Below are 23,071 nucleotides of genomic sequence, written 5' to 3' on the forward strand. Positions count from 1 at the left end.
CTCTCCTATCGTAAAGCCTGCAGCCGCTTGACCGATTGCTTCAACGCAGCGAGCAGGGCTTCTATGTCTCGCTCTTCATGTTCATCGCCCATACTGATCCGAATACCCGATGAGGCGATATCCTTGGATTTACCCATGGCCAGCAGAATACGGCTGGGTTCACTTCGCTTGGAAGAGCACGCCGAGCGGGTGGATACGTAAAAGCCTCCTCCTCCAGCATGTGCAGCAACGCTTCCGCTTTCATACCAGAATAAGAAAAATGGACAATATGCGGGGCTCCCAACGCAGGTGAATTTACCGTCAGCTCCGGGATCTCCGCAAGCCCTTGGATCAATTGCCCTCGCAAGCGGTAAAGCTTCGTTGTCCGGGCGTCCCGGGCTTCGGCCGCCAATCGCAAAGCTTTCGAAAAAGCCACGATATAGGGAATGTTCTCCGTTCCGGAACGATATCCCCCCTCCTGGCCACCGCCTGCCAACAGCGGTACGAGCTGTAGTCCTTCGCGAACATACAGCAGCCCGACGCCTTTGGGTCCTCTTAGTTTATGCGCAGACAAGCTGTATAAATCGATGGAACCCTCCGTTAAGGAAATTGGCAGCTTCCCGAAGCCCTGAACTCCGTCAACATGGAACAGAACCCGAGGTGCCGAGGACTTCAACAGGCGACCAATGTCCTCCACCGGCTGTATGGCCCCCGTTTCATTGTTGACATGCATCACCGACACAAGGACCGTATCCGGACGCAGCGCTCCTCGTACCTGTTCAGGAGTCACCTTTCCTTCTCCGTCAACCGGAAGAACGGTCGCCTCCCAGCCCAAGGACACCATTTGCTTCACGCTCTCCAGCACGGACGGATGCTCCGTTTCAGTTGTGATCAAATGTTTGCCTCGTCCGGCAAACTGAAGGGCCACGCCTTTTATTGCCATGTTGTTGCTTTCCGTAGCCCCGCCGGTAAACACGATTTCTCGCGGCCGAACTCCCAGAGCCGCGGCGCTAACTTCCCTTGCCCTATCCAACAGCTTGGCACTCTCCTCGCCAAGCCGGTGAAGCGACGACGGATTCCCATAATGCCGCGCCATCACTTCCGCTACGGTCTTGGCGACATCCTCATACGGCGGTGTCGTTGCTGCGTGGTCAAAATAAATCATCTCTTCACCTTCATCTCAAAAAAGACCAAATGAAAAACGCGTATACCCGAAACAACCGCGGTCGGAGCGTTTTCCATTTGATCTTCCTCATAATGTAGCGCCATTATCAGTATGCATGCAAAAACCAACTAAGCCTCAAATTTAGCCTGTGCTCTCATAATCTTGGCAATGTACCCCTGCGTCTCCTGCGGGAGTAAGCGAAACTTCTCCATCAGTTGCTCATCGTTCCCGATCCCGAGCCGTTGCAGCCTTCCAGGCCCGGCATTATAAGCCGCAAGCGCCGTTTTGACGTCACCGCCATAACGATTGATCTGATACGATAAATATTTGGTGCCTCCGTCAATGTTCTGTGCGGGATCAAACGGGTTACTGACCCCAAGCCCTCTTGCCGTACCGTCCATCAACTGCATCAAACCTTTAGCACCGGCAGACGAAACTGCCTGCGAATTAAACGACGATTCGGTCGCGATCACAGCTTTGATCAAGCTCTCGGGCACCCCATATCGAGCACTGGCTTGGGTGATCAAGGACTGTAGATCCGCTGGGCTCTCCGAAGGAAGCACGGTGGAATTCTCTTGTCTCCGCATCGCGGTCACTGCCTCAGAATTGGAAAACACCTCCGAAAACAGATCGTCCAATGTGTCCGAATCGTTGGACCCGGCAGAATACAGATACCTCTGTAACGATTCCAACACGGAACGAGCATCGGTGCCCGCGGAATCGGCTGAAACGTTCGCATCCTGTTCCGCCAACATCATTTCCTGTAACAATATATCAAACAACGAGCCGTCCATATCGCTTGAAGCCCGCTGCGCTGACGTTCCTTGCAAGTCTAATTGATTCAAGGACTGAAGCTGAATTAACTGTCCCATCGTACGCGGATCGATTTGCATGCCTTATAAGCTCCTCTTGGGGGAAAACTAGGTAATGCCTATATTTTACACGGATTCAACGACTCGTACCACCCTTTTTCGATAAAATTTGCAAATGTAAAAAAAGGCCAACGTCTGAAAGACGACGTTAGCCTGTGGATATAACGTTCATGATTTCGTCGCTATCCTCCGCCCAGGGGTGTAGGGTTAGCGAGTAAACGGCATGAGTACGAAATAACTTAGCGTAGAAACGATCCCCAAGCCGATAGCCCAAGCGCCGGACGTTTTATTGCCTTGGCTGTAGGCGTAAAAGCCCATGACCGCCGCCAGCGGACCCAGGATAATCGACCACATGAAGAGCGAAGCGATACCCAGACCGACGCCAACATAACCAACCGTCCGGCCGGCCGTACGAGCTCCATCCGCACGTTCGGTCCGATCTGCATCGCGAGTTTCGCTCCGAACCACGTTACCGCTGAAAGTCCCAGCGGGCGTGACCTCGGCCGCATATTCCTCACGGTGCTCGCGGTCAGCTATACGCGGGTAATCGGTGCGGCTTTTGCTGGATGCGGGTTGCTCCGGTTTGTCTGCTTTGGTATCCGTCATCAAAAGCACCTCCGTTAACTAGTGTTTTTGTTACGATGATTTCGACTTAGGCTTGAACGTATGACAACAAGTAGCGGCGGACGACGGGGCGGAATCTCGGTGTTCCGTATCAAACGTTTCGCCGGCGAATTCCGCCGAATAGCGGCTATTCGCATGCTGATCGACATCAATCATAATTACGTCGGCGTTGCACACGTTTTTGTCTCCCCAATAAGTGCAGTTGGATACGCTACATTTGACCATGGGTTTGTCCCCATTTGGCATGTTGATCACCTCGCGTATCATTTTCTCCTCCCCTCCATCCCCTTATGCGCCAGGCTAATAGCAAATCGTTCCCAAAAGAAAAAAGATGCCGGTATCTCGGCATCTTTTCATTATTTCAAGGTTTACTTATTTGGCGGAACGATTTAATCGGAGTTGGGTCAAATAATCGCTTTCATAATAAGTCAGATCGTCGCGTAATTCCTCAAACATCCCCGTGATGTCCAGGACGATATCACGCGCCGCGCGAACCGGTTTCTTACGGAACCGGATAGCGTCTTGCCCGGTATAAGCGTATCTTCCGTCTTCGGAATAGCTTTCGTTTTTCGGATAGAAGAAGTTGTTAACACAGTCATGATATACATGGTACAGCACTTTCTCAGCAGCTTCCTCGTCAAAAGTTCCGCGACGTAGGGCAACGCCGAGCTTCTCGTAACAAACCTCGCTGAACACGAGCAGATGACGCAGGTCGGATAGAAATCCTTGGTAAAACAAAGCTCTGTCCTCATCTTGACCTTCCATAAGCTGCGGCAACGAATGCTGGTTCAAGAACGTTTCAAGCTTCTCGGCCGCACGTTTGAGTTTGTCTCGGGTGGCTTCACACAGTTGCCTGATGTTATTGGCTTGTGGCATGCGAACAATTCTCCTTCACCTGTCATGATCGGTATAGTCATTAACGAAAATATCGTATCACAATTTATCCGAATACGGTATCCCTCAAGGAATAAAAACAGGGACATCACCTCACGCTATGGCTATCGACATCTTAAAGGAGGTTAACCGATGAAATGGCGCAGATGGGCTGCCTTAGGGTTGACGGGAGTCGCCGCGGTGGCTGCGGTTTCGCTTCTATTCCCTTCCTCGGACAATAACAAAGCAACCCCGCGGAATTCCGTAAATCGGCTTTCGGTACCCCAGCCGGCGGAGGAGCAAAAGTTGAAGCAGAGTATGCTGAAACGCGATATAACCGCAACCGAACGGTTATCTCGATTGGACGCCCGGGGTCATCTTCGTTCACTGGCTGCCGATTTTGCCCAAAGTCAAAGCGGCAAGTTGCCAGGTTCTGCTCAGGAATTGCAAAAGGACCATAAGCAGTTTCAAGCGATCCTGTGGTACGATGCCGCAAGCGGACAAACCAAGCAATTTCGGCGGCAGGATTTTAAACCGGATTCGGCAGAAAAGAAGCAACTGAATACTTATTTAAGTTATGCCAAAAAAGCGCTGAACAAATCGACGTCGTACGAGTCGCCTTCTTTTCCGGAGAAGCAGCCGAAATACTTCGTTGCCGCCGAACCTGCCAAGGGCAAGAAGCAAGGCGTCATCGCGGTGATGGACATCGGGATCTTAGGGCGAGTTCAGGATCACCAACACAAAAACCTGCGATTAATCCCCTATCCGAGAGAAGGCAAATTCAAGGTTGAATCGGTGCATGCGGATACGCTCAAGGACATCACCGTCAAAACAGGGCATGATAACGAGAAAGCGAGCCACTATTACGAAAACGAAATCGTTGTCACGTTCCAAAGCAAACCCAGTCCCGAGCAAATGAAGCAAATCATACAAGATATCACCGGAAAAGAGCCGCGAAACCTGAACAGCACCTATATTTTCCGTTCGGACACGATGACTATGAATCAGCTTCGGCAGTATTTCCAGAATAAATGGCAACCGAAGTACATTGAACCACATTATTTATATTTGACCAACGAAAACGGCGGAAGCTATTGGGACGATCCGAACAGCTTTTTTAATGAAGACAATACGAGCAACACAGAAGAGACAGCGGAAGTTCCAAACGACATGTTGTTCTCCGAATACCAATGGAATCTGCCGATCATCGAAACAAACCGCGGCTGGCAGTTATCCAAAGGGAGCAATGACGTGATCGTGGGCGTTGTTGATACCGGTGTGGACCTGAAGCACCCTGATCTGCAGGGCCGCTTGCTGAAGGGTTATAACGTCATCGAACCCGACAAGGATCCTTCCGACGACGTTGGGCATGGCACCCATGTGGCCGGAATTATTTCCGCCAATGTCAACAATGGCGAAGGCATTGCGGGGATGATGTGGGGCGGTAAAATTTTGCCGGTAAAGGCGCTGGATAAGTCCGGTTCCGGCACGACGTACTCCGTAGCCCAGGGCATTATTTGGGCAACCGACCACGGCGCCAAGGTCATTAATATGAGCCTCGGCAACTACGCCGATGCCCAATTCCTGCATGAAGCGATAAAATATGCCTATGAGCGGGATGTGGTGCTGATCGCGGCCACGGGCAATGACAATACCGAACGCCCGGGATACCCGGCTGCTTATCCTGAGGTGTTGTCGGTCTCCGCGACCGACTACAACTTGCAGAAAGCCTCCTTCTCCAACTACGGCGATTACATCGACGTCATGGCACCGGGCGAGAGCATCGCCAGCACCTATCCGGATAATCAATATGCGGCGTTATCCGGCACATCGATGGCCAGTCCGCATGTGGCGGCCCTTGCCGCTCTCATCCGGTCGGTGAATCCGGAGCTAAAGAACACCGAGGTCATGGATATCATCCGTAAGAATGTCATCGATCTTGGTGATACCGGGCGTGACAAATATTACGGATACGGACAAATTGATGTTTACGCTGCGCTGCAGGCCGCCGGTGGCGGAGAGGCGCCGCTGCAATTCTGGCCGCAGTCGATCCAACGGAAAATGGACCGCGCCGTGGATCGCGCTAAATAACGCTCTAAAACCAAAAGCCTCCGCATCGCCGGAATTCATTCCAAGCGATGCGGAGGCTTTATCCATAGATATAGATCATGTTCCCTTTAGTGTTGAAAGTTTGCCGTAAGCCGGGTTCTGTACTCGTTGCGGTAGAACGGGAACAACCCTCCCGCGTTGAGTGACAATCATCTATCTAGGCCGCACATTACTGGGCGGCTCCAGCAACCAACCCGGACGCGCCTCGGGCAAAGGCCGCTTCGCAAAGAAGCTGCGTCCCATTAGGTCTTGCTCCAAGTGGGGTTTACCAGGAACGAAGTCACCAGCGTTCCTCGGGGTCTCTTACACCTCGGTTCCATCCTTGCCTGTGCACGCCTTGCGGCGGCCATCGGCGGTCCATTTCTGTGGCACTATCCTTCAACTCGCGCTGACTGGACGTTATCCAGCACCCTGCCCTATGGAGCCCGGACTTTCCTCCCGCGGCTCTTCAGCCGCCGGCGATTGTCTGTCAAACTTTCGAAAGGCAACACTTGATAGTATACAGGCATTGCCGCCCGCTGACAAGAGCGATTTGACGGTAAACCTGACGTATCCTACCAGCGTCTTTGACGTAAGCTTACGTTTCCTGAGGCCCCTTTTTACAGGAATCGGAACGGCTCGGTATTAACCTGAGAAACGTGCACGCGAGTCGCATATTTATCCTCGGTCAGTTTCTCACTTAGCCAGGCCGCCACGCGAGGTTTCATAATCTTCTCGGCGTTGTGCCCCGGATCAACGATCGCAACCCCGGCCATCCAGGCATCTTGCGCGGTGTGGTAATCCACGTCACCGGTTACGAGCACGTCCGCCCCACGAAACTGAGCACTTTTCCAATACCGTCCCCCTGAACCGCCTAGAACAGCAGCCTTGCGAACCGGCCGGTCCAGATCGCCGACGACCCGAACCATCGGTACCTCTAAGCGCGCTTTGACGCGCTCCACGAAATCCCGAAGCGTTACCGGCTTCGACAGCTTGCCAACCCGCCCAAGTCCGAAAGTGCGTCCTTTCAAGTCCATCGGGTACAAGTCATAAGCTACTTCTTCGTAGGGATGTTGCTTCAGCATCGCTTGGATCACTTTACTGCGCAGGCTGTACGGCACAACCGTTTCGATGCGTATTTCCTCTACGCGCTCGAGCTTGCCCTCGGTTCCGATATACGGATCTGTGCCTTCCCCCGGCTTAAACGTGCCATAACCCTCCAGATTGAAGCTGCAATGGCTGTATTTGCCGATATGGCCTGCACCTGCATTCAGCATGGCTTTCAGCACCTGTTCGTGGTGGTCCTTCGGCACGAAGACGACCAGTTTATAAAGGTTGTCCGTATGCACATCTTCAAGCGAACCGGCGCTTTCGATTCCCAGAACCTCCGCCATCCAATCATTCATCCCACCGTCCGTGACGTCAAGGTTCGTGTGGGCGATATAAACGGCGATATCGTGTTTGATGAGTTTTTCGTACACCTTGCCCATCGGGGTATCGCTTTGCAAATGGGCCAGCGGGCGATAAATAATCGCATGATGGGCGATAATCAGGTTCACTTCCAGGGAGATGGCCTCGTCCACCACTTCCTCATTAACGTCAAGCGCCACCAACACGTTTCGATTCTCCTTCTGCAGACTGCCCAGCTGGAGTCCGATTTTGTCCCCCTCCATCGCTACATGCTTGGGAGCCAGTTGCTCCATGTACTGAACTACCGTTTGTCCTTTGGCAAACATGCCAGCACCTCCTTTAACTGCTCCATTAACCGGGTAAGCTCAACTTCTTTTTGACGGGACGCCTCCAGCGCGGACGTCGCAACCGACCGGTGAATACTTTCCAGTTTGCGCAGCTCTGATTCCCATTTTGCGAAAAAGACTTCATTCGGAGCCGCCGTTAATCTCGGCCCCATCATGAGCTGCAGCTCACGGGTCAATTGGACTGAACTTCCTGCCAGATCGCGTTCTCGATATAGCTCTTCGTTTCGTTCGCTCGCATCGGGCCGAGCTTCGGCCTTCATGACTTCGTAAATTTTGCCGTCTTCCTCCAAGATCGCCTCTTCGGCCAAATACCAATCGTGCTCAAGCAGCCAACGACGGACAAATTCCCCGCCGACGTTTGGCTGCAGCACAAGCTGCTTTACGCCGGCCAGCTTCGCTTGACCTTCATCTAGAATGGAGGTGATCAACGCCCCGCCCATTCCGGCGATCGTGATTGCGTCCACTTCGCCCGGGGCGATGACGGCAAGTCCATCCCCTTTACGGACGGAGATCCGCCCTGCCTCTCCAGCTTCGGCCACCTGACGGCGTGCTGCCTCGAGCGGCCCGTCATTCACTTCTCCGGCGACGGCGGAGGTTGCTCGCCCGCTGCGTACCGCAGCCACAGGCAGCAGTGCATGGTCCGAGCCGATATCCGCGAATCGGCACCCGGTCGGAAGCCAGTCGGCAATAAGCTGTAATCTAGCTGACAGTTTCATGAAGTAATCCACACCACCCATTTTTTACGTAGTCCAAACAAAAGAAGAAAAGCCGCAACGATCTTTAATAGGATCAGCGCAGGCATAGCTGTAATCTCGGCGTCCCGCAGCAGGAGAGCATCCGCTTCCGGCATACACCATAAGGACACGGATACGGCAAAGAACACGGGAGCCATCGCCTTAAACCGATGGTACCCCAGCCAGCTCAGCCAGAAGAAGATCGCTGCCAGCGGCAGCCAATACACTTGAAGCATACCCCATGAGGCGTCTGGGTTCATCTGTCCAAGCAAAAAGGCGTATAGCAGCATCCCGCAAGCAAATCCGCAGTAACTGATGATGCCGAACCGCAGCGCGTATCCCAGGACAAGCCAGATAAACCCGCAGAAAGCGATTAGCAGCGTCGTACCGATGCCGGGCGGCCATCCCTGCGCGGTAATAATCCAGCTGCCGAAGCCAAGCAACAGCAGGCTGCCAAGTCCGGCCATCGACATGGAGAACAGCGCTTTATCACATCGATAATAGGCCGCAAGGGCATAGCAAGCCGCCGAAAGCAGCAGCGTTATGGCGATTTGCAAACCCCAGGGAAAAACGTTAAAATAAAAAACAATAAAGAAAAAGAAGGAAATTATTCCAAATGAAAGGGACCAGAGTTTCAGGCTTCCTTGTTGAATCAGTGTATTTAGCGTGAAGCCTGAGCGGGGCGACGATCCTTCGGTCTGATCTTTATATAGATTTTCCAGGAAATCGCAATATTGCTCAGGCAGCAGCCGACTTCTCCGCCAATGATCGATTTCCTTCAGGATGATCTTGCGTTTCTCCTGATCCAACAGAACACCTTCTTCCATATGGTTGTTCAACAAAAATGACCTTGCTGCTTGGCTGCAGAAGGTCAAGGTTGCAGGCGGTCACGCCTATTCGAGGAAGTCCTTCAGCCGCTTGCTGCGGCTAGGGTGGCGCAGCTTACGGAGCGCTTTCGCTTCGATTTGCCGGATTCTCTCCCGTGTTACGCCGAATACCTTTCCCACTTCTTCAAGGGTTCTAGTGCGTCCGTCGTCGAGTCCAAAGCGCAATCGGAGTACGTTCTCTTCGCGTTCTGTGAGCGTGTCTAGCACATCCTCCAGCTGCTCTTTCAGCAGCTCATAAGCCGCTGCGTCCGCAGGAGCCAAGGCTTCCTGATCTTCAATAAAGTCGCCGAGATGAGAATCGTCTTCTTCCCCGATCGGTGTTTCCAGCGAGACCGGCTCTTGGGCGATCTTCATGATCTCCCGGACCTTCTCTACGCTCAGCTCCATCTCCGCAGCGATTTCCTCCGGCGCAGGTTCGCGTCCCAGCTCTTGCAGCAGCTGCCGGGATACTCGAATCAGCTTATTAATCGTTTCGACCATATGAACCGGGATTCGAATCGTTCTCGCCTGGTCAGCAATCGCGCGGGTGATTGCCTGACGGATCCACCACGTAGCATAAGTACTGAACTTGAAGCCCTTCTTGTGGTCAAACTTCTCCACGGCTTTAATTAATCCCATATTTCCTTCCTGGATCAAATCCAGGAACAACATGCCGCGACCGACATAACGCTTGGCGATACTGACAACCAGCCGCAGATTGGCTTCGGCCAAACGGCGTTTCGCCTCTTCATCTCCGTTTTCAATCCGTTTCGCGAGCTCCATCTCGTCATCTGCCGACAACAACGGTACCCGCCCGATTTCTTTCAGATACATCCGTACAGGATCATTGATCTTGATTCCCGGAGGAAGCGAGAGGTCGTCATCATAATTGAAATCGTCGCCGTCGTGCGAGTTATCTCCATCGCCGCGACGGTGATCCTCATCCCCGTCGCCGGTTACATCAATGCCAAGATCGGCTAATTGTTCAAAAAACTCGTCCATTTGCTCCGGATCTTGATCGAAAGGTGAAAGCTTCTCCATAATTTCTTTATACGTTAAGGATGACCTTTTCTTCCCTTGTTCGATCAATTGATCCCTCACCTGATCCAGCGTTAATTCCGTTTCTAGTTCAGTATGTTGGTCATTCGTCATATCTGGCTCCCTCCTCCCTAGAAACATCACCGAAAGTCCGTTCGTCTTACTGTCTCTCTAGGGCAATAATCTCACTTGCAATTTGTGCCGCACGCATATAATCTCCGGCTCGTTCGGCCGATACCATTTCCTCTTTCTTGCGCTTGATCTGTTCGAGCAGCGGCACCTTCTGAATTTCGCGGATACAGTCATCCAGCTCCTGCGTCGTCCATTCGCCTGGCGTATCCATCATCGCGATCGAAATGACCGTCTGTTCCAATCGCTCATCATGAAGTGAGGAAATGAAATGGCTAGCATCCGGATTCTTCCCCTGCGCGTAATAAGCGTATAGATAAGCGGCTATCGCCACATGATCTTCGATGTTAAAGTTCGTCCCCAGGCGTTCGCCTACATAGCGGGACACCTCTTCGTCCTGCAGCATGAAAGACAGCAGTCTCCGTTCCGCCGCATGAAAAGCGGGCAGCAACGTTGGCATGGATGCCTGCCCTTTTTTATGCCTACCATTATTCCACCTTTCGGGCTTATTATCCCCGGCATCTGCCTTTTTTTGCATAGCCGTTCTCAGTTCGTTGCATTCCTGCTTCAAGCTCTCGAAGGAGACCTGCAAATCGGCGGAGAGTTCCTTTAGATAAATCTCGCGTTCGCTTGGAGAGGTGAGCGCCGCTATAATCGGCATCGCCTCTTTGATATAAGCGACCTTTCCATCTTCTTCTAGCAGTATATGGTTTTTTCTCAGATATATAAGCCTAAATTTGACGGAAGAAACCGCACCGTCCAAAACTTGATGGCAGAACCGCTCGGCTCCGTACTTTTGGATGAATTCGTCGGGATCCAGTCCTTCGCTGAGCAATGCAATTTTCACCTGATGAAAACCTGCGCCTTCGAGAATCGGAATGCTCTTTAACGCTGCGGCTTGTCCGGCGGAATCGCCGTCATAGCAGACCAATACTTCTTCGGCCATCCCACGCAAGATTGCTGCATGGCTTTCCGTTAATGCCGTCCCCATCGTAGCCACGCCGTTATGAACCCCGGCTTCCCATGCGCTGATGACGTCGCCGTAACCTTCAAACAGGACGACTTGGCCTGTCTTGCGTATTTCGTTCTTCGCTTGATGCAAATTGTAGAGAACTCGACTTTTGGTAAACAGCTTGCTTTCCGGTGAGTTCAAATATTTCGGTTGTCCGTCGCCAAGCACTCTTCCTGCAAACGCGATAACTTTCCCACTTCGATTGTGCAACGGGAAAATCACCCGGTCACGGAAACGGTCCACAAAACCGGAACCGTCCTGCCTGGACGAAAGCAATCCACCCTTCTCCATCGCTTCCAGTTCAAATGATCGTTTGTCCAAAAACTGGACGAGCGTATCCCATCTAGCGGGTGCGTAACCAATCTGGAACGTATCGATGGCTTTGTCGGTAAAGCCGCGGGATTTCAAATACTCCATTGCCGGCTTGCCGTATTCGGTGTTCTTCAGCAAGTAATGATAAAGCTTGGAGGACCATTCATGGGCCTGCAGCAGTTGCTCCAACTCTTGGTTACGCGGACTGTCCCCGTAACCTCTCCCCTTATCCTCATAAGGGATATGCGCCTCTTCCGCCATGATTCTGACTGCCTCGGGAAAGGTTAATCCTTCGATTTCCATCCTGAATTTGATGGCGTTCCCGCCTTTACCACAGCCATAACAATGGAAGATTTGCCGTTCGGGTGTAACTGTAAACGACGGGGTTTTCTCCGAATGGAACGGACATAACCCCTTCATGTACTTCCCCTGTTTCGTTAGATGAACGTGCTTGCTGACCGTGTCGACGATATCATGCTGACGCAGAACCGCCTCGATGACTTCCTCCGGAATGCCACGCCCGGTACTCATCCAAATCACCTTCATCTTTCACGCGTGAGAATCGTCCAAATTGTCAAAATCACCGACATTTCGATGTTCTCGGGTGACACGTAAATAGTAATTCGCTAAAACTATACATTCTCCTGCAAACGTGACAAAAGTTTTGACAAAGCGTCCGTAAACCGCTCCCGATCTTCATTGGTAAACGGCTTTGGCCCTTTGCTATGGTGCCCTGCCCGCCTTGCCTTCGCTTGGTGGTGGCGCCGTTCAAGCAAATAGTCGATATTGCCCGCATGGTAGACGTCGCCTCGCGGGGATAAACCGTAGCAGGCTCTCGCGATGACCAAAGCCGCCAGGCCGTAGTCCTGAGTCACAACGACATCGCCTTTCTCCACGTGGGCGGCGATATACAAATCAGCGCTTTGTCCGCTCCGATCAACCTGAACGATATTCACACCCGGCCCCGGCTGTAAGACATGATCATAGGAAGCCACCATGACCACCGGTACGCCGAACCTGCCCGCCGTTTCGGCAATTTCCGCCTTTACCGGACAGGAGTCCCCATCGACGACGATCCGCATCCTCCATGCCTCCATGTAATACAATATAACCTCGAATTGGCCTAATCTAAACAAGCGTAATGCCGAATCTCATCGATTTATGCCGATAAGCGATGGATGGCTGACGGCAAGCCTTTCATTTGCCGTCAGCCACACACTAAGCTTTGCTTCTTCTATTATGCCCAAACCAGTTTACCGAAATCGGCAAACGCCTTGAGATCTTCATCAATCGCAGCCAGCAGCGCTAACCGGTTTGTCCGGATCGCATCGTCCTCGGCCATGACCATAACGGCATCAAAGAAGACCGTGATCGCTTCCTTCAAGCCGCCGAGCTGCTCGAGCGCACCTGCAGCGCTGCGGGAGGCCAGCGTCTCCCGGTACTTCTCAGAAACCGAACGCCATGCCTCATAAAGCGCATGTTCCGCCGGCTCGGTCAATAGATCGGAGCGAACCTTCTCGCCGGTTGCTTTCGATGCAAGGTTGCTGACCCGGCCAAAGGATTCAACAGTTGATTTGAAATCTTCCTTCGCGCCGACAGCTTCCATCAGCGCCTTACCGCGGGCCACCGCCGAGACGACATCATCATACCCGGCTGACAGGACGGCATCTACGACATCATAACGTAGACTTTCATCCGAGAGTGTCTTTCTGACGCGGAGACCAAAGAATTCCATCAGATCCCTCAGGACTTCCTCTTCGCTGCGTTTCAATCCGCGGAATTGCTGATGTGTTTCCAGCGCCAGCTTGAAGATGTCGGTCAAGGAAACGGACAACTGGTGTTCTACGATAATCTGGACGATCCCCGCCGCTTGACGACGCAGTCCGTACGGATCTTGCGAACCGGTTGGGATGATGCCGATCGAGAAGCACCCGGTGATCGTGTCAATTTTGTCGGCGATGCTGACGATCGAGCCAACGGAAGAAGACGGTACGGCATCATCGGCAAAACGCGGCTGATAATGCTCGAATACCCCTCTTGCCACGGCTTCGGGTTCGCCTGCTTTACGGGCATAATCTTCGCCCATGACCCCCTGCAGTTCAGGGAATTCATAAACCATTTGCGTCACCAGGTCGAATTTGCAAATCTCCGCCGTACGTGCGGCCGCTTCCGCCGCCCCGGTATCAGTGCCAAGCATCGTCGACAACTTCTCCGTATTGCGGCGGATGCGGCGCACTTTGTCCCCGATCGTACCGAGCTCGTCATGGAACACGATACTCTCCAGTTTGGACAACGCGTCCTTGATCGCCAGCTTCTGATCTTCCTCATAGAAGAACTTCGCATCGGACAAGCGGGCGCGAAGCACCTTCTCGTTACCGCGGGCAATGACATCCAGCGATGCATTGTTGCCGTTGCGCACAGTCACAAAATAAGGAAGCAGGTTCCCTTTCTCGTTCAAAACCGGGAAATACCGTTGATGTTCGCGCATCGAGGTGATCAGCACGTCCTGTGGAATATTCAGGAACGATTCTTCAAACGTGCCGAACAACACGGTTGGCGTTTCCACCAAGAACAGCACTTCCTCCAGCAAATCTTCCTTCACCGCGATATTCCAGCCCTTTTCTTTAGCCAAGGCATCAATTTGGTTTTGAATCATTTGCTGACGCTCGTTCACGTCCGCGATCACCTGCTGAGCGCGCAGCGTTTCCACATAAGCCGCTGGCTCCTCAATTCCCATTTCGCTTCCAAGGAACCGGTGTCCTCGTGTCACGTTCCCGGACTTCACGCCGGCGATTTCCAGATCGATGACCTCTTTGCCGAACAACGCCACCATCCAGCGGATCGGGCGGACGAATTTAAAGTCATAATTCCCCCAGCGCATATTCTTCGGGAAATTCATCGCCTGTAAAATCCCTAGCAATCCCTCACCGACGAGGCTTGAGGTTTCTACGCCGATACGGCTCTTGCTGACATAAACATACTCTGTGCCGCCAACCTCGCGGAATGTGAACTGCTCCGGACTAACCCCTTGGCTGCGGGCAAAACCAAGCGCTGCTTTACTCCATTCGCCGTTTTCGTCCAAAGCGATCTTTCGAGAAGGCCCTTTGACCTCTTCATGTAGATCCTCCTGCTTCTCGGCTACGTCTTTGACGAGAATTGCGAGCCGGCGCGGAGTTGCATATGCTTCCACCGCTCCGTGTTGGATGACAGATTCCTCCAGCCACTTGACCGTCCGTTCTTTCAATTGCTCCATCGCAGCGCGGATGAACCGGGCGGGCATTTCCTCTAGACCAATTTCGAACAACAAATCCTTAGCCACGCGCAGCACCCCCTTTCTGAAGCATCGGGAAGCCGAGCTTCTCACGTTCCTCCAAATAGGTCGCAGCCACCTGACGAGCCAAATTCCGTACCCGCGTGATGTACCCTGTCCGTTCAGTAACGCTGATCGCCCCGCGGGCATCCAGCAAGTTAAACGTATGTGAGCATTTCAGAACATAGTCGTAAGCTGGGAACACCAAATGCTGCTCCATCGCTTTACCTGCTTCCTGTTCGTACATGTTGAACAACGTAAATAGCATTTTGACATCGGAAATTTCAAACGTATATTTCGAGTGTTCAAACTCGGCTTGATGAAAAACATCCCCATACGACGTGCCATCCACCCATTCCAGGTCAAACACATTTTCCTTGTCTTGGATATAGGAGGCCAGGCGCTCCATCCCATAAGTAATTTCCACGGCGACCGGATTCGTTTCGATCCCGCCGACTTGTTGGAAGTAGGTAAACTGCGTCACTTCCATGCCGTCCAGCCAAACTTCCCAACCGAGACCCCAAGCGCCTAACCCCGGATGCTCCCAGTTGTCTTCCACGAAACGGATATCATGCTCGAGCGGATTAATGCCAAGCCGCTTCAAGCTGTCCAGGTAAATTTCCTGGATGTTGTCCGGCGACGGCTTCATGATCACTTGGAACTGATGATGCTGGTAAAGCCGGTTCGGATTCTCCCCATAACGGCCGTCGGCTGGACGCCGGGATGGCTCAACGTAGGCCACATTCCACGGTTCTGGACCGATCGAACGCAGGAACGTCATCGGATTCAGCGTACCCGCCCCTTTTTCCACGTCATACGGCTGTACGACGATACAATTCTGTTCTGCCCAGAACTGCTGCAGCGTCAAGATCATTTGTTGAAAGTTAATACTCATGGCGAACCTCATCTCCTAACCTTCAGGTTTGTTCAGCAAGCATTTGAGCTAAAGGGCAAAATAAAAAGCTCCCGCCTCTACGCCTGCTGTCAGACGTAGGGACGAGAGCTGTAAGAGGTCGATTCCTCATACTTAGCGTTCCCGCGGTTCCACCCTACTTGATTCACCGTGGTTGCCTATCGGTAACCCTTGCCGGCAAATCCGCTTTTCACGATCGATATATGCTCCCGGGACGCCGTTTCACCAGGCCGCCTATCCGGGCTCTCACCATCCCCGGTCGCTTGATCCGCTGTTGATCTTCATCATTCAGCCGATGCATAGACTTCGCCTCGTTACTTTTCCCGTTCAACGCACAGAAATTCTTTTATATATTAACTAATTTTATCTTGTTCGTCAAATTTCATACTTATCCAGCTGATCGAGAAAATGTAGGGATTTCAGCTTCAGCCCTAGTTGCACGTCCATGAAGGCGCGCATCACCTTTTTCAGCTCCTGCTTCGTCTCCTCCTTGACCTCCACGTTCCCAAGGCGACGCAGATCCATGCGTTCGAACAATGTCAGCAGCTTGAGGACTCCGGGCGTCACCTGCATCGCAGCCGGATCCTGATGACGACAGGATCGGCACAGCCTCCCTCCTAACCGCGGGCTGACATATGGCGAGTCGTCGACCCGGCCGCAGGAGACACAACTCTCAAACGAAGGTCCGTAACCCGCTGCCTGCAAGATTTTCATTTCAAACAGGTGAATGACAATCTGCGGATCCTTGCCGGAGGTTAAGCCTTCAAGACAAGCTTTCAGTTGGGTATACCAGAAGCTGCCGATCTCCTCATCCTGCAGCGTCTTGTCCAGCAACTCGCATGCATACGAGGCGTAAGCCGCCAAGAAAAGGTCTTCACGCAAAGAAAAGTGAGATTCGATAATCTCACCTTGGTTTAAGGTGCCCAAGCCGCCGTTTTGGCGGAAGAACACGTATTCTCCCTGTGTAAAAGGTTGGGTCAGTGCCGCGTGGCGGCTCTTGACCTTCTTTGCGCCGCGCACCAGCACCCCGATCTTTCCGCTCGTTTCTGTGCATAAGGTAATAATTTTATTGCCTTCCCCATAATCCATGCTGCGGATGACGATTCCTTCCACTCTGTAGAGCATTTCATTTCCCCCAAACTCGCCTCTCCCGCTATATAGGGGTTACTCGGCTTCTTCCTCTATGATCCGCTCTTCAGCCGCCGCAGCCTCCTCCTCGTACGGGCTGGTGGCTTCTTTATAAAGCAAGTAAGCATCGACATCTCCAGTCATCGCAAAATACTTCCACGAAAAATCTCGCATACGTATTCACCCTTTCTTCGGAAATGACGCCTGCATCTTCAAAGATAGGATGTGCGCATGAGCGGGATCTATGCGTTGCAATAACTCCCAGTATAAACACCCGGGCCTCAAATTGAAATAATATCCGCCTTAAGCGTCCTTGTGGAACCCGAGGTCCTTCAGGATCCGTTCCTGGTTACGCCAATCTTTCTTAACTTTGACCCATAACTCGAGAAAAATTTTCGAGCCTAGCAGATTCTCAATGTCATGCCGAGCCTGCTTGCCCACTTCCTTCAGCAATGCCCCCTGCTTGCCGATGATAATCCCCTTCTGGGAATCACGCTCGACGAAAATCACTGCGGAAATATTCACCACGCCATTCTCCTGGACGCGCATGTCTTCGATCGTGACCGCAATGGAATGCGGTACTTCCTCGCGGGTCATATGCAGAATCTTCTCACGGATCAGCTCGGCGCAGACAAACTGTTCCGGGTGGTCGGTAACCTGATCCTCCGGATAATATTGCGGGCCTTCCGGAAGATATTTACCGATCTGTTCCATCAGCGTATTCACGTTGTTCCCGAGCATCGCCGAAATCGGTACGATTTCGCTAAACGAGTGTAGTTTGCTGTACTCATCGATCAGAGGCAGCAATTGCTCCGGCTCCACACGGTCGATTTTGTTCAACACCAAGATGACCGGGGTGCGTAAATCCTTCAGTCGTTCAATGATAAAGCGATCCCCGCCGCCCAACCCTTCCGCGGCGTCGACGAGGAACAACACGGCCTCCACCTCGCCTAGCGTGTTAAGCGCTGTCGTGTTCATATAGTCGCCAAGCTTGGATTGGCGTTTATGGATCCCTGGCGTATCCAGAAAAACGATCTGCATCGATTCCGACGTATATACGCCGTGAATTTTATTCCGCGTCGTTTGCGGTTTGTCGGACATGATGGCGATTTTCTGCCCGATGATTTGATTCATCAGCGTGGATTTGCCCACGTTCGGCCGACCCACAATCGCCACAAAACCGGATTTGAATTTTGCTTTTGCCATAGTAGAATTCCTTTCGTTATGTCCTGGCCAGTTTCTCTGACCGTAACGGTCTGTGTTGGTTCTATGAACCCGCGTTAGCAACCCCGGACCTTATTTGCCCATTTCTCAGCTATTTCCCGCTCTAGCGGAACCCAGAGCCCTTATTCGGAGCTCACGAAGTCCATTTCTCGCATTTTGTCCCAAATAGCGTCTCCTGATTCCGTTATAATCCCACCGTGTCCCATTCAAGTAAATAGCGTCTCTTGTTTCCGTTAGCGGTCCGGAGGAACCAGGCATTCGCTTTGCCCCGAGGATTGAAGCGTACGTTTTGGGTAGTGAACAACTGAAATGTTTCCGTAGGAAACAAGCTTCGGAAGTTAGGCTCGGCTGAATTCAAGATTCGACGTCGAGCAACTTTCACACCTCACTTCGTGATCCGAAGCCGCCTTTTTGATCTACCTTTGCTCCTCCAGATGCGAGGGAGCAAATGCGTAGGGGAGCAACTCCCGCACCGTAGTCTGACGGATGTCACCCTTCAGATTACCCAAGATGACGGGCATGTCCGGGCCGCACAACTCCAGCAGCACTTGGCGGCAAACGCCGCAAGGCGCAACGGGTTCCTCCGTGTCGCCTACGACGGCGATCGCCTGGAACGTTCCCGGTTTGTGTCCGTCGGCAATCGCCCGGAACATTGCAGTGCGTTCCGCGCAGTTTCCCGGAGTGTACGCCGCGTTCTCCACGTTGCAGCCACGGTGAACATGGCCTTGGCTATCGAGGAGAGCGGCCCCGACGCCAAACCCCGAATATGGGATATAAGCCGTTTTACGGGCTTCAATCGCTTCTTGCATTAATTGACCGTAATCCATATCAATATCATCTCCTCAATAAAGGCAAAATAAGTACAGCTCATGCGGCGCGTAACAGACCTTACGGCAGCCCTAACCAATGCATCACCGGTTTGTAAAAAATCAAGATCCCGATCGCCGCAGCAAAAATCGCTGCGACCAGCACGGCCCCGGCCGCGGCATCTTTGGCGATTTTGCCAAGGTGATGCCACTCCGGGGCTGCGAGATCAACGACGGCTTCAATCGCCGTATTGACAAGCTCAAGCGAAAGGACCAAGGCGATAACAAGCAGCAACAAGGCCATATCCCGTACAGGGAGGGACAATGCAATCGCAGCAGCGATGACGATCACAGCCGCTACGCAGTGGAAGCGCAAATGGCGCTGTGTCTTTAAAGATGCGACTATTCCCTCGAGCGCATAGCCAAAAGACGAGAACTCGCGGCGAGAAGGCTTCATCAGCGCACAAGCCCAACCTCGGCGAGTGCCGCTTCCTGTTTACCCATCATTTCCGCTTCGCTGGCAGCGTCCTGATGATCGTAACCCAGCAGATGCAAGAAGCCATGCACAAACAGGAATCCGATTTCCCGTTCCAGCGAATGGCCGTAATCCTCGCTTTGCGCTTTAGCTCGATCAACGGAGATGATGATGTCTCCGAGCACGTCGGTCAAATCGTCCAGTTCCTCGTCTTCTTCGAGTTCATAGACGATTTCCGGCTCTTCCTCCAGCGATTCGTTCATCGCGAACGACAGCACGTCCGTCGGCCGATCAATCCCGCGATAATCGCGGTTCAGCTCATGGATCGCTTCATCGTCCACGAACGTGAGGGCAACCTCTCCTTCGGTAATCCCCTCCGCTTGTCCGGCGATTTGCAGCGCCCGATCCAAGAGATCGATCAACTCCTGGGTGATCTCCATTTTATCCTGCTCATTGCTCCAAGCCAGCTGTAGGCCCATTTACGTTTTGCCCCCTGTCCTTCTCCTCGTTCTCTTTATTCTTCTTCACTTCTTCCGGATACTCGATCCGCGAATGGAAGATTCCCATGACCGTTTCTTTCAACGTTTGCGCGATCAAATCCAGTTCCCGCATCGTCAAATCACACTCGTTAAACTGATGATCGTCCAGCCGGCTTTTGATGATCTTCTCAATCATCGACTCAACCTGCTCCACCGTAGGTTTACGGAGCGAACGCACGGCCGCCTCCACACTGTCGGCAATACCGACCACCGCAGCTTCCTTCGATTGAGCTTTAGGTCCCGGATAACGGAAATCCTCTTCCGTGAAGTCCGGCTCAACCCCTTGTTCTTCCGCCAAACGAAGTGCTTTATGGTAAAAATAATGCAAAAACGTCGTTCCATGATGCTGCTCGGCGATATCCCGGATCGGCTTCGGCAGCTTATAATCCTTTTGCATTTCCACCCCGTCTCGGGCATGGGCGATAATAATCGATTTACTTAGCTTCGGATCTATAAAGTCATGGGGATTTTCCATATTGTTCTGATTTTCAATAAAATAGCTTGGCCGCTTCGTTTTCCCGATATCATGATAATAGGAGCCCACACGGCAAAGCAGCCCATTTGCGCCAATCGCTTCAGCCGCCGCTTCTGATAGATTCCCGACCATGACGCTGTGATGGTACGTTCCCGGCGTTTCCGTCAGCAGCTTGCGCAGCAGCGGGTGGTTGGGGTTAGACAGCTCTACCAATTTGAGCGCCGAGAGGATCCCAAAGGTCACCTCGAAGAATGGCATCAAGCCGATGACCAGAATTGTCGTCACCAATCCCCCAGCCACGGAGAAGCCAAGCGCGTACAACGTGCTGTTCTGCGTCCAGTCCTGATTATCAATCAGCTGTAACGTGAAGATCGACAGCGCGCCAAACAAACAGATCATAATCCCCGCTTTGAGCAGCGTGGAACGCTGGCTAGCCCGGTGAATCGCGAAAATTGCCGCAAACGAAGTCACCAATGCGAAGAAACCAAACTGAAAATCAAAAATTTCGCTTTGCCGCTGATTCAAAATGATACTGGCCAAGATGCTGAACAAGATCGAGCAAATGTAAGCCAGCGGCAAGTCCAACAGCAGCGTAATTAACATCGCACCGGTGGCGATCGGAGCTAAATACCCGATATAAGCCTGCTGTTCCGTCTGCAGAATATTAATGACATGCATAGATATGATCGTGATGAAAATAATCAACAACAGCATGACGAACTGCGCATTGTTATATTTGAACCGGCTGGCGCCTTCGGATTGACGGATAAACAACATCAGCCCGGTTGCCATCAATAAAGACAGCAAAACGAGCCCAAATTGCGGCGAATAGTTGACCTCATCCTTCAACAGGCCGTTCTTCTCCAGCAGGGTGTACATTTCCTGGGTAATTCGTTCGCCCTTTTGGACGAGAACATCCCCTTGCTTGATATAGACGGTTGGCGTATTCTCGCGCGCTTCCACCTTCGCCGTCTTGGTTGCCTCTTCATCATAAAATTTGTTGGCCGTAATCGACAAACGAGCCAGCTCTTGTACAACCTCGCGGGCGGTTCGTTTGCTCAAGGAGCTGGTGCTGACCATCTCGGCAACTTTAGCTCGCGCGGCTTGGGCTTCAACGATCGGATCTGCCGTAAGCCGGGCGACGATGTCAGCGGCCACCGGCTTCATCTCATTGATATCCTCCGCTGTTAAGCGAGGGATCTTAATGAACGTCTCCTCGGAAATATGATACTGCTGCTCGTCCACTCGTTGAGTGACTTCCTCAAATAAGGTCGGCGAGTAGACGCTGGAGTTCCGGTTATTCATGATGAAGTTCTGCACGTAATCCTTGACGCGCTGCGGCAGTTCTTCCCGATAGATCTTGATCTTGTCGTCTTCCGAAACCTGATCGTCTTGGTTTAAGCGGAAAATCCGATCCAGCATTTGCGCGACTAAGGTTTCATTCCGTAAAGGGAGAATGGTGTAGACCTGCCCAACCTTCTCGGCCGCCTCTTCCTGCGCCTTCAGCGTGGCCTTCGTATCGGGAATGTCCATCGGCGCCATAATTTCCTTATCGCTAGGGAGACCTACAGCAATGTCATAGGTTTCGGGAAGCAGTTTGGGCGCCAAGCTGACGTAAAACATAACGACAAGCAACGCAAACAGAACATAACGCACACCGGTGCTATGTTTCCATCCCGTAATTCTGGATTGAAACGCGCTTCTCTTTTGCTGATCGTTATTTGTCATAATAGACAGCCCTCCTGAACATGGTAAACCCTGTAGTCGCTAGGAAGCTTACCCTTGGTTTTCGGCAGCGCGGTCGTACGCCACAATAATCTTCTGTACGAGCGAATGACGAACGACATCGGACTCGGCAAATTGGACGAACCCGATTTCTTCAATCCCGCTCAAAATGGCCTTCGCTTCCACCAGCCCGGACTTTTTCCCTTTCGGGAGATCGATTTGCGTCACATCCCCGGTGATGACCATCTTGGATCCGAATCCAAGCCGAGTCAGAAACATCTTCATTTGTTCGGGAGTCGTGTTCTGCGCTTCGTCCAGAATAATAAACGAATCGTCCAGTGTCCGGCCCCGCATGTAGGCGAGCGGTGCGATCTCAATCAATCCGCGCTCCAACGCTTTGGCCGTTTGTTCCGGACCCATGACATCATACAAGGCATCATACAACGGACGCAGATAAGGATCGACCTTCTCCTGCAGATCGCCCGGCAAGAACCCAAGACTCTCTCCCGCTTCAACCGCCGGACGCGTCAAAACAATCCGTTTGACCGATCCTTCCTTCAGCGCCGAAATGGCTAAAACAACGGCCAAATACGTCTTGCCTGTCCCAGCTGGACCAACGCCAAAGACGACATCTCGTTTCTTGATTGTCGTCACGTAATGCTTCTGGCCAATGGTCTTCACTCGTATCGGCTTGCCGCGATAGGTTATGGCGATTTCGCCTTTATATAAATCAAGCAGCTGATCCGCACGGAAGTCCTTGGCTAGATCGATGGCGTAAAGCACATCCCGTTCGGTTAATATGTATCCGTTCCGGATCAGTTCAAGCAACACTTCAAACAACTGCTCTACCTTCTCCGCTTCTCGTTGTTCCCCGCGGATGGTAATTTCCGATTCCCGCAGAACGATACTTGCCGGCAATTGCTGTTCAATTAACTTCAGAAACGCGTCCTGAGGGCCGAATAACGAAAGCCCTTCAGCCGCACTGTGCAGCGGTAATTTGATGTTCACCAGTTGTTCCGACAAATAG

General features: G+C 52.3%; 21 protein-coding genes, 1 other RNA gene and 1 pseudogene. 1 reads left to right on the top strand and 22 read right to left on the bottom strand.

Annotation, left to right across the window (positions count from 1 at the left end):
- Window positions 1-5: 5 nt before the first annotated feature.
- The 5 genes and pseudogenes from M0651_RS11845 to M0651_RS11865 form a co-directional block, all read right to left on the bottom strand.
- Window positions 6-1,144: pseudogene (locus M0651_RS11845) on the bottom strand (cysteine desulfurase family protein).
- A gap of 128 nt (window positions 1,145-1,272) precedes the next feature.
- Window positions 1,273-2,037, bottom strand: a complete 765-nt coding sequence (locus M0651_RS11850) for a lytic transglycosylase domain-containing protein (protein ID WP_248551950.1) — start codon at window positions 2,035-2,037, stop codon at window positions 1,273-1,275.
- 186 nt (window positions 2,038-2,223) lie between these two features.
- Window positions 2,224-2,622, bottom strand: a complete 399-nt coding sequence (locus tag M0651_RS11855) for a hypothetical protein (RefSeq protein WP_248551951.1) — start codon at window positions 2,620-2,622, stop codon at window positions 2,224-2,226.
- Window positions 2,623-2,652: 30 nt separating this feature from the next.
- Entirely contained in the window at window positions 2,653-2,907 is a 255-nt protein-coding gene (locus M0651_RS11860; protein WP_308195501.1) for a DUF1540 domain-containing protein, read from the bottom strand.
- Window positions 2,908-3,012: 105 nt separating this feature from the next.
- Window positions 3,013-3,516: a YpuI family protein gene (locus M0651_RS11865; protein ID WP_248551952.1), complete on the bottom strand. Its 504-nt coding sequence runs from the start codon at window positions 3,514-3,516 to the stop codon at window positions 3,013-3,015.
- A 150-nt stretch (window positions 3,517-3,666) separates the two neighbouring features.
- Here M0651_RS11865 and M0651_RS11870 point away from each other — a divergent pair, with 150 nt between their 5' ends.
- The gene (locus tag M0651_RS11870; protein WP_248551953.1) at window positions 3,667-5,604 is read left to right on the top strand and encodes a S8 family peptidase; all 1,938 of its coding nucleotides are present in this window, start codon (window positions 3,667-3,669) and stop codon (window positions 5,602-5,604) included.
- Between the two features lie 91 nt (window positions 5,605-5,695).
- Here the strand turns inward: M0651_RS11870 and rnpB are convergent.
- The 17 genes from rnpB to M0651_RS11955 form a co-directional block, all read right to left on the bottom strand.
- Window positions 5,696-6,100, bottom strand: an RNA gene (gene rnpB, locus M0651_RS11875) — RNase P RNA component class A.
- A 121-nt stretch (window positions 6,101-6,221) separates the two neighbouring features.
- On the bottom strand, window positions 6,222-7,337 hold the full coding sequence (locus tag M0651_RS11880; RefSeq protein ID WP_248551954.1) for a Nif3-like dinuclear metal center hexameric protein: 1,116 nt from the start codon (window positions 7,335-7,337) through the stop codon (window positions 6,222-6,224).
- Window positions 7,313-8,074, bottom strand: a complete 762-nt coding sequence (locus M0651_RS11885) for a tRNA (adenine(22)-N(1))-methyltransferase (RefSeq protein WP_248551955.1) — start codon at window positions 8,072-8,074, stop codon at window positions 7,313-7,315. Before M0651_RS11885 ends, M0651_RS11880 begins: the two co-directional genes overlap by 25 nt.
- Window positions 8,071-8,901, bottom strand: coding sequence for a hypothetical protein (locus M0651_RS11890; RefSeq protein WP_248551956.1), 831 nt, complete (start codon window positions 8,899-8,901; stop codon window positions 8,071-8,073). Before M0651_RS11890 ends, M0651_RS11885 begins: the two co-directional genes overlap by 4 nt.
- An 84-nt stretch (window positions 8,902-8,985) precedes the next feature.
- Window positions 8,986-10,110 (bottom strand): RNA polymerase sigma factor RpoD, encoded by a 1,125-nt coding sequence (gene rpoD, locus M0651_RS11895; RefSeq protein ID WP_248551957.1) that lies wholly within the window; start codon window positions 10,108-10,110, stop codon window positions 8,986-8,988.
- Window positions 10,111-10,156: 46 nt separating this feature from the next.
- Window positions 10,157-11,980, bottom strand: coding sequence for a DNA primase (dnaG, locus tag M0651_RS11900; RefSeq protein ID WP_248551958.1), 1,824 nt, complete (start codon window positions 11,978-11,980; stop codon window positions 10,157-10,159).
- A 101-nt stretch (window positions 11,981-12,081) separates the two neighbouring features.
- Complete coding sequence (locus M0651_RS11905) at window positions 12,082-12,531, bottom strand: YaiI/YqxD family protein (RefSeq protein ID WP_248551959.1); 450 nt, start codon at window positions 12,529-12,531, stop codon at window positions 12,082-12,084.
- 155 nt (window positions 12,532-12,686) lie between these two features.
- The gene (gene glyS, locus M0651_RS11910; RefSeq protein WP_248551960.1) at window positions 12,687-14,768 is read right to left on the bottom strand and encodes a glycine--tRNA ligase subunit beta; all 2,082 of its coding nucleotides are present in this window, start codon (window positions 14,766-14,768) and stop codon (window positions 12,687-12,689) included.
- Window positions 14,761-15,648 carry a glycine--tRNA ligase subunit alpha gene (gene glyQ / locus M0651_RS11915; RefSeq protein WP_193416576.1) on the bottom strand — a complete coding sequence of 296 codons (888 nt, stop codon included), beginning with the start codon at window positions 15,646-15,648 and terminating at the stop codon, window positions 14,761-14,763. Before glyQ ends, glyS begins: the two co-directional genes overlap by 8 nt.
- Window positions 15,649-16,047: 399 nt before the next feature.
- The gene (gene recO, locus M0651_RS11920; RefSeq protein WP_248551961.1) at window positions 16,048-16,797 is read right to left on the bottom strand and encodes a DNA repair protein RecO; all 750 of its coding nucleotides are present in this window, start codon (window positions 16,795-16,797) and stop codon (window positions 16,048-16,050) included.
- 39 nt (window positions 16,798-16,836) lie between these two features.
- Window positions 16,837-16,974 carry a YqzL family protein gene (locus M0651_RS11925; protein WP_248551962.1) on the bottom strand — a complete coding sequence of 46 codons (138 nt, stop codon included), beginning with the start codon at window positions 16,972-16,974 and terminating at the stop codon, window positions 16,837-16,839.
- Window positions 16,975-17,103: 129 nt separating this feature from the next.
- Window positions 17,104-18,006, bottom strand: a complete 903-nt coding sequence (gene era, locus M0651_RS11930) for a GTPase Era (protein ID WP_248551963.1) — start codon at window positions 18,004-18,006, stop codon at window positions 17,104-17,106.
- A 434-nt stretch (window positions 18,007-18,440) separates the two neighbouring features.
- The gene (locus M0651_RS11935; RefSeq protein WP_248551964.1) at window positions 18,441-18,851 is read right to left on the bottom strand and encodes a cytidine deaminase; all 411 of its coding nucleotides are present in this window, start codon (window positions 18,849-18,851) and stop codon (window positions 18,441-18,443) included.
- Window positions 18,852-18,912: 61 nt separating this feature from the next.
- Window positions 18,913-19,287 carry a diacylglycerol kinase gene (locus M0651_RS11940; RefSeq protein ID WP_248551965.1) on the bottom strand — a complete coding sequence of 125 codons (375 nt, stop codon included), beginning with the start codon at window positions 19,285-19,287 and terminating at the stop codon, window positions 18,913-18,915.
- Window positions 19,287-19,784, bottom strand: a complete 498-nt coding sequence (gene ybeY, locus M0651_RS11945) for an rRNA maturation RNase YbeY (RefSeq protein ID WP_248551966.1) — start codon at window positions 19,782-19,784, stop codon at window positions 19,287-19,289. Before ybeY ends, M0651_RS11940 begins: the two co-directional genes overlap by 1 nt.
- The gene (locus M0651_RS11950) at window positions 19,756-22,047 is read right to left on the bottom strand and encodes an HD family phosphohydrolase (RefSeq protein WP_248551967.1); all 2,292 of its coding nucleotides are present in this window, start codon (window positions 22,045-22,047) and stop codon (window positions 19,756-19,758) included. Before M0651_RS11950 ends, ybeY begins: the two co-directional genes overlap by 29 nt.
- 48 nt (window positions 22,048-22,095) lie before the next feature.
- Entirely contained in the window at window positions 22,096-23,067 is a 972-nt protein-coding gene (locus M0651_RS11955; RefSeq protein WP_248551968.1) for a PhoH family protein, read from the bottom strand.
- Window positions 23,068-23,071: the final 4 nt, after the last annotated feature.

The sequence above is a fragment of the Paenibacillus mellifer genome, assembly GCF_023195895.1.
In the GTDB taxonomy this organism is placed as follows: domain Bacteria; phylum Bacillota; class Bacilli; order Paenibacillales; family Paenibacillaceae; genus Fontibacillus; species Fontibacillus mellifer.

Bases quoted from the DNA above. Each gene is read 5' to 3' on its own strand.
- M0651_RS11850 (WP_248551950.1), bottom strand. From the start codon at position 2,037: ATGCAAATCGATCCGCGTACGATGGGACAGTTAATTCAGCTTCAGTCC.
- M0651_RS11855 (WP_248551951.1), bottom strand. From the start codon at position 2,622: ATGACGGATACCAAAGCAGACAAACCGGAGCAACCCGCATCCAGCAAA.
- M0651_RS11860 (WP_308195501.1), bottom strand. From the start codon at position 2,907: ATGATACGCGAGGTGATCAACATGCCAAATGGGGACAAACCCATGGTC.
- M0651_RS11865 (WP_248551952.1), bottom strand. From the start codon at position 3,516: ATGCCACAAGCCAATAACATCAGGCAACTGTGTGAAGCCACCCGAGAC.
- M0651_RS11870 (WP_248551953.1), top strand. From the start codon at position 3,667: ATGAAATGGCGCAGATGGGCTGCCTTAGGGTTGACGGGAGTCGCCGCG.
- M0651_RS11880 (WP_248551954.1), bottom strand. From the start codon at position 7,337: ATGTTTGCCAAAGGACAAACGGTAGTTCAGTACATGGAGCAACTGGCT.
- M0651_RS11885 (WP_248551955.1), bottom strand. From the start codon at position 8,074: ATGAAACTGTCAGCTAGATTACAGCTTATTGCCGACTGGCTTCCGACC.
- rpoD (WP_248551957.1), bottom strand. From the start codon at position 10,110: ATGACGAATGACCAACATACTGAACTAGAAACGGAATTAACGCTGGAT.
- dnaG (WP_248551958.1), bottom strand. From the start codon at position 11,980: ATGAGTACCGGGCGTGGCATTCCGGAGGAAGTCATCGAGGCGGTTCTG.
- M0651_RS11905 (WP_248551959.1), bottom strand. From the start codon at position 12,531: ATGCGGATCGTCGTCGATGGGGACTCCTGTCCGGTAAAGGCGGAAATT.
- recO (WP_248551961.1), bottom strand. From the start codon at position 16,797: ATGCTCTACAGAGTGGAAGGAATCGTCATCCGCAGCATGGATTATGGG.
- M0651_RS11925 (WP_248551962.1), bottom strand. From the start codon at position 16,974: ATGCGAGATTTTTCGTGGAAGTATTTTGCGATGACTGGAGATGTCGAT.
- era (WP_248551963.1), bottom strand. From the start codon at position 18,006: ATGGCAAAAGCAAAATTCAAATCCGGTTTTGTGGCGATTGTGGGTCGG.
- M0651_RS11935 (WP_248551964.1), bottom strand. From the start codon at position 18,851: ATGGATTACGGTCAATTAATGCAAGAAGCGATTGAAGCCCGTAAAACG.
- M0651_RS11940 (WP_248551965.1), bottom strand. From the start codon at position 19,287: ATGAAGCCTTCTCGCCGCGAGTTCTCGTCTTTTGGCTATGCGCTCGAG.
- ybeY (WP_248551966.1), bottom strand. From the start codon at position 19,784: ATGGGCCTACAGCTGGCTTGGAGCAATGAGCAGGATAAAATGGAGATC.
- M0651_RS11950 (WP_248551967.1), bottom strand. From the start codon at position 22,047: ATGACAAATAACGATCAGCAAAAGAGAAGCGCGTTTCAATCCAGAATT.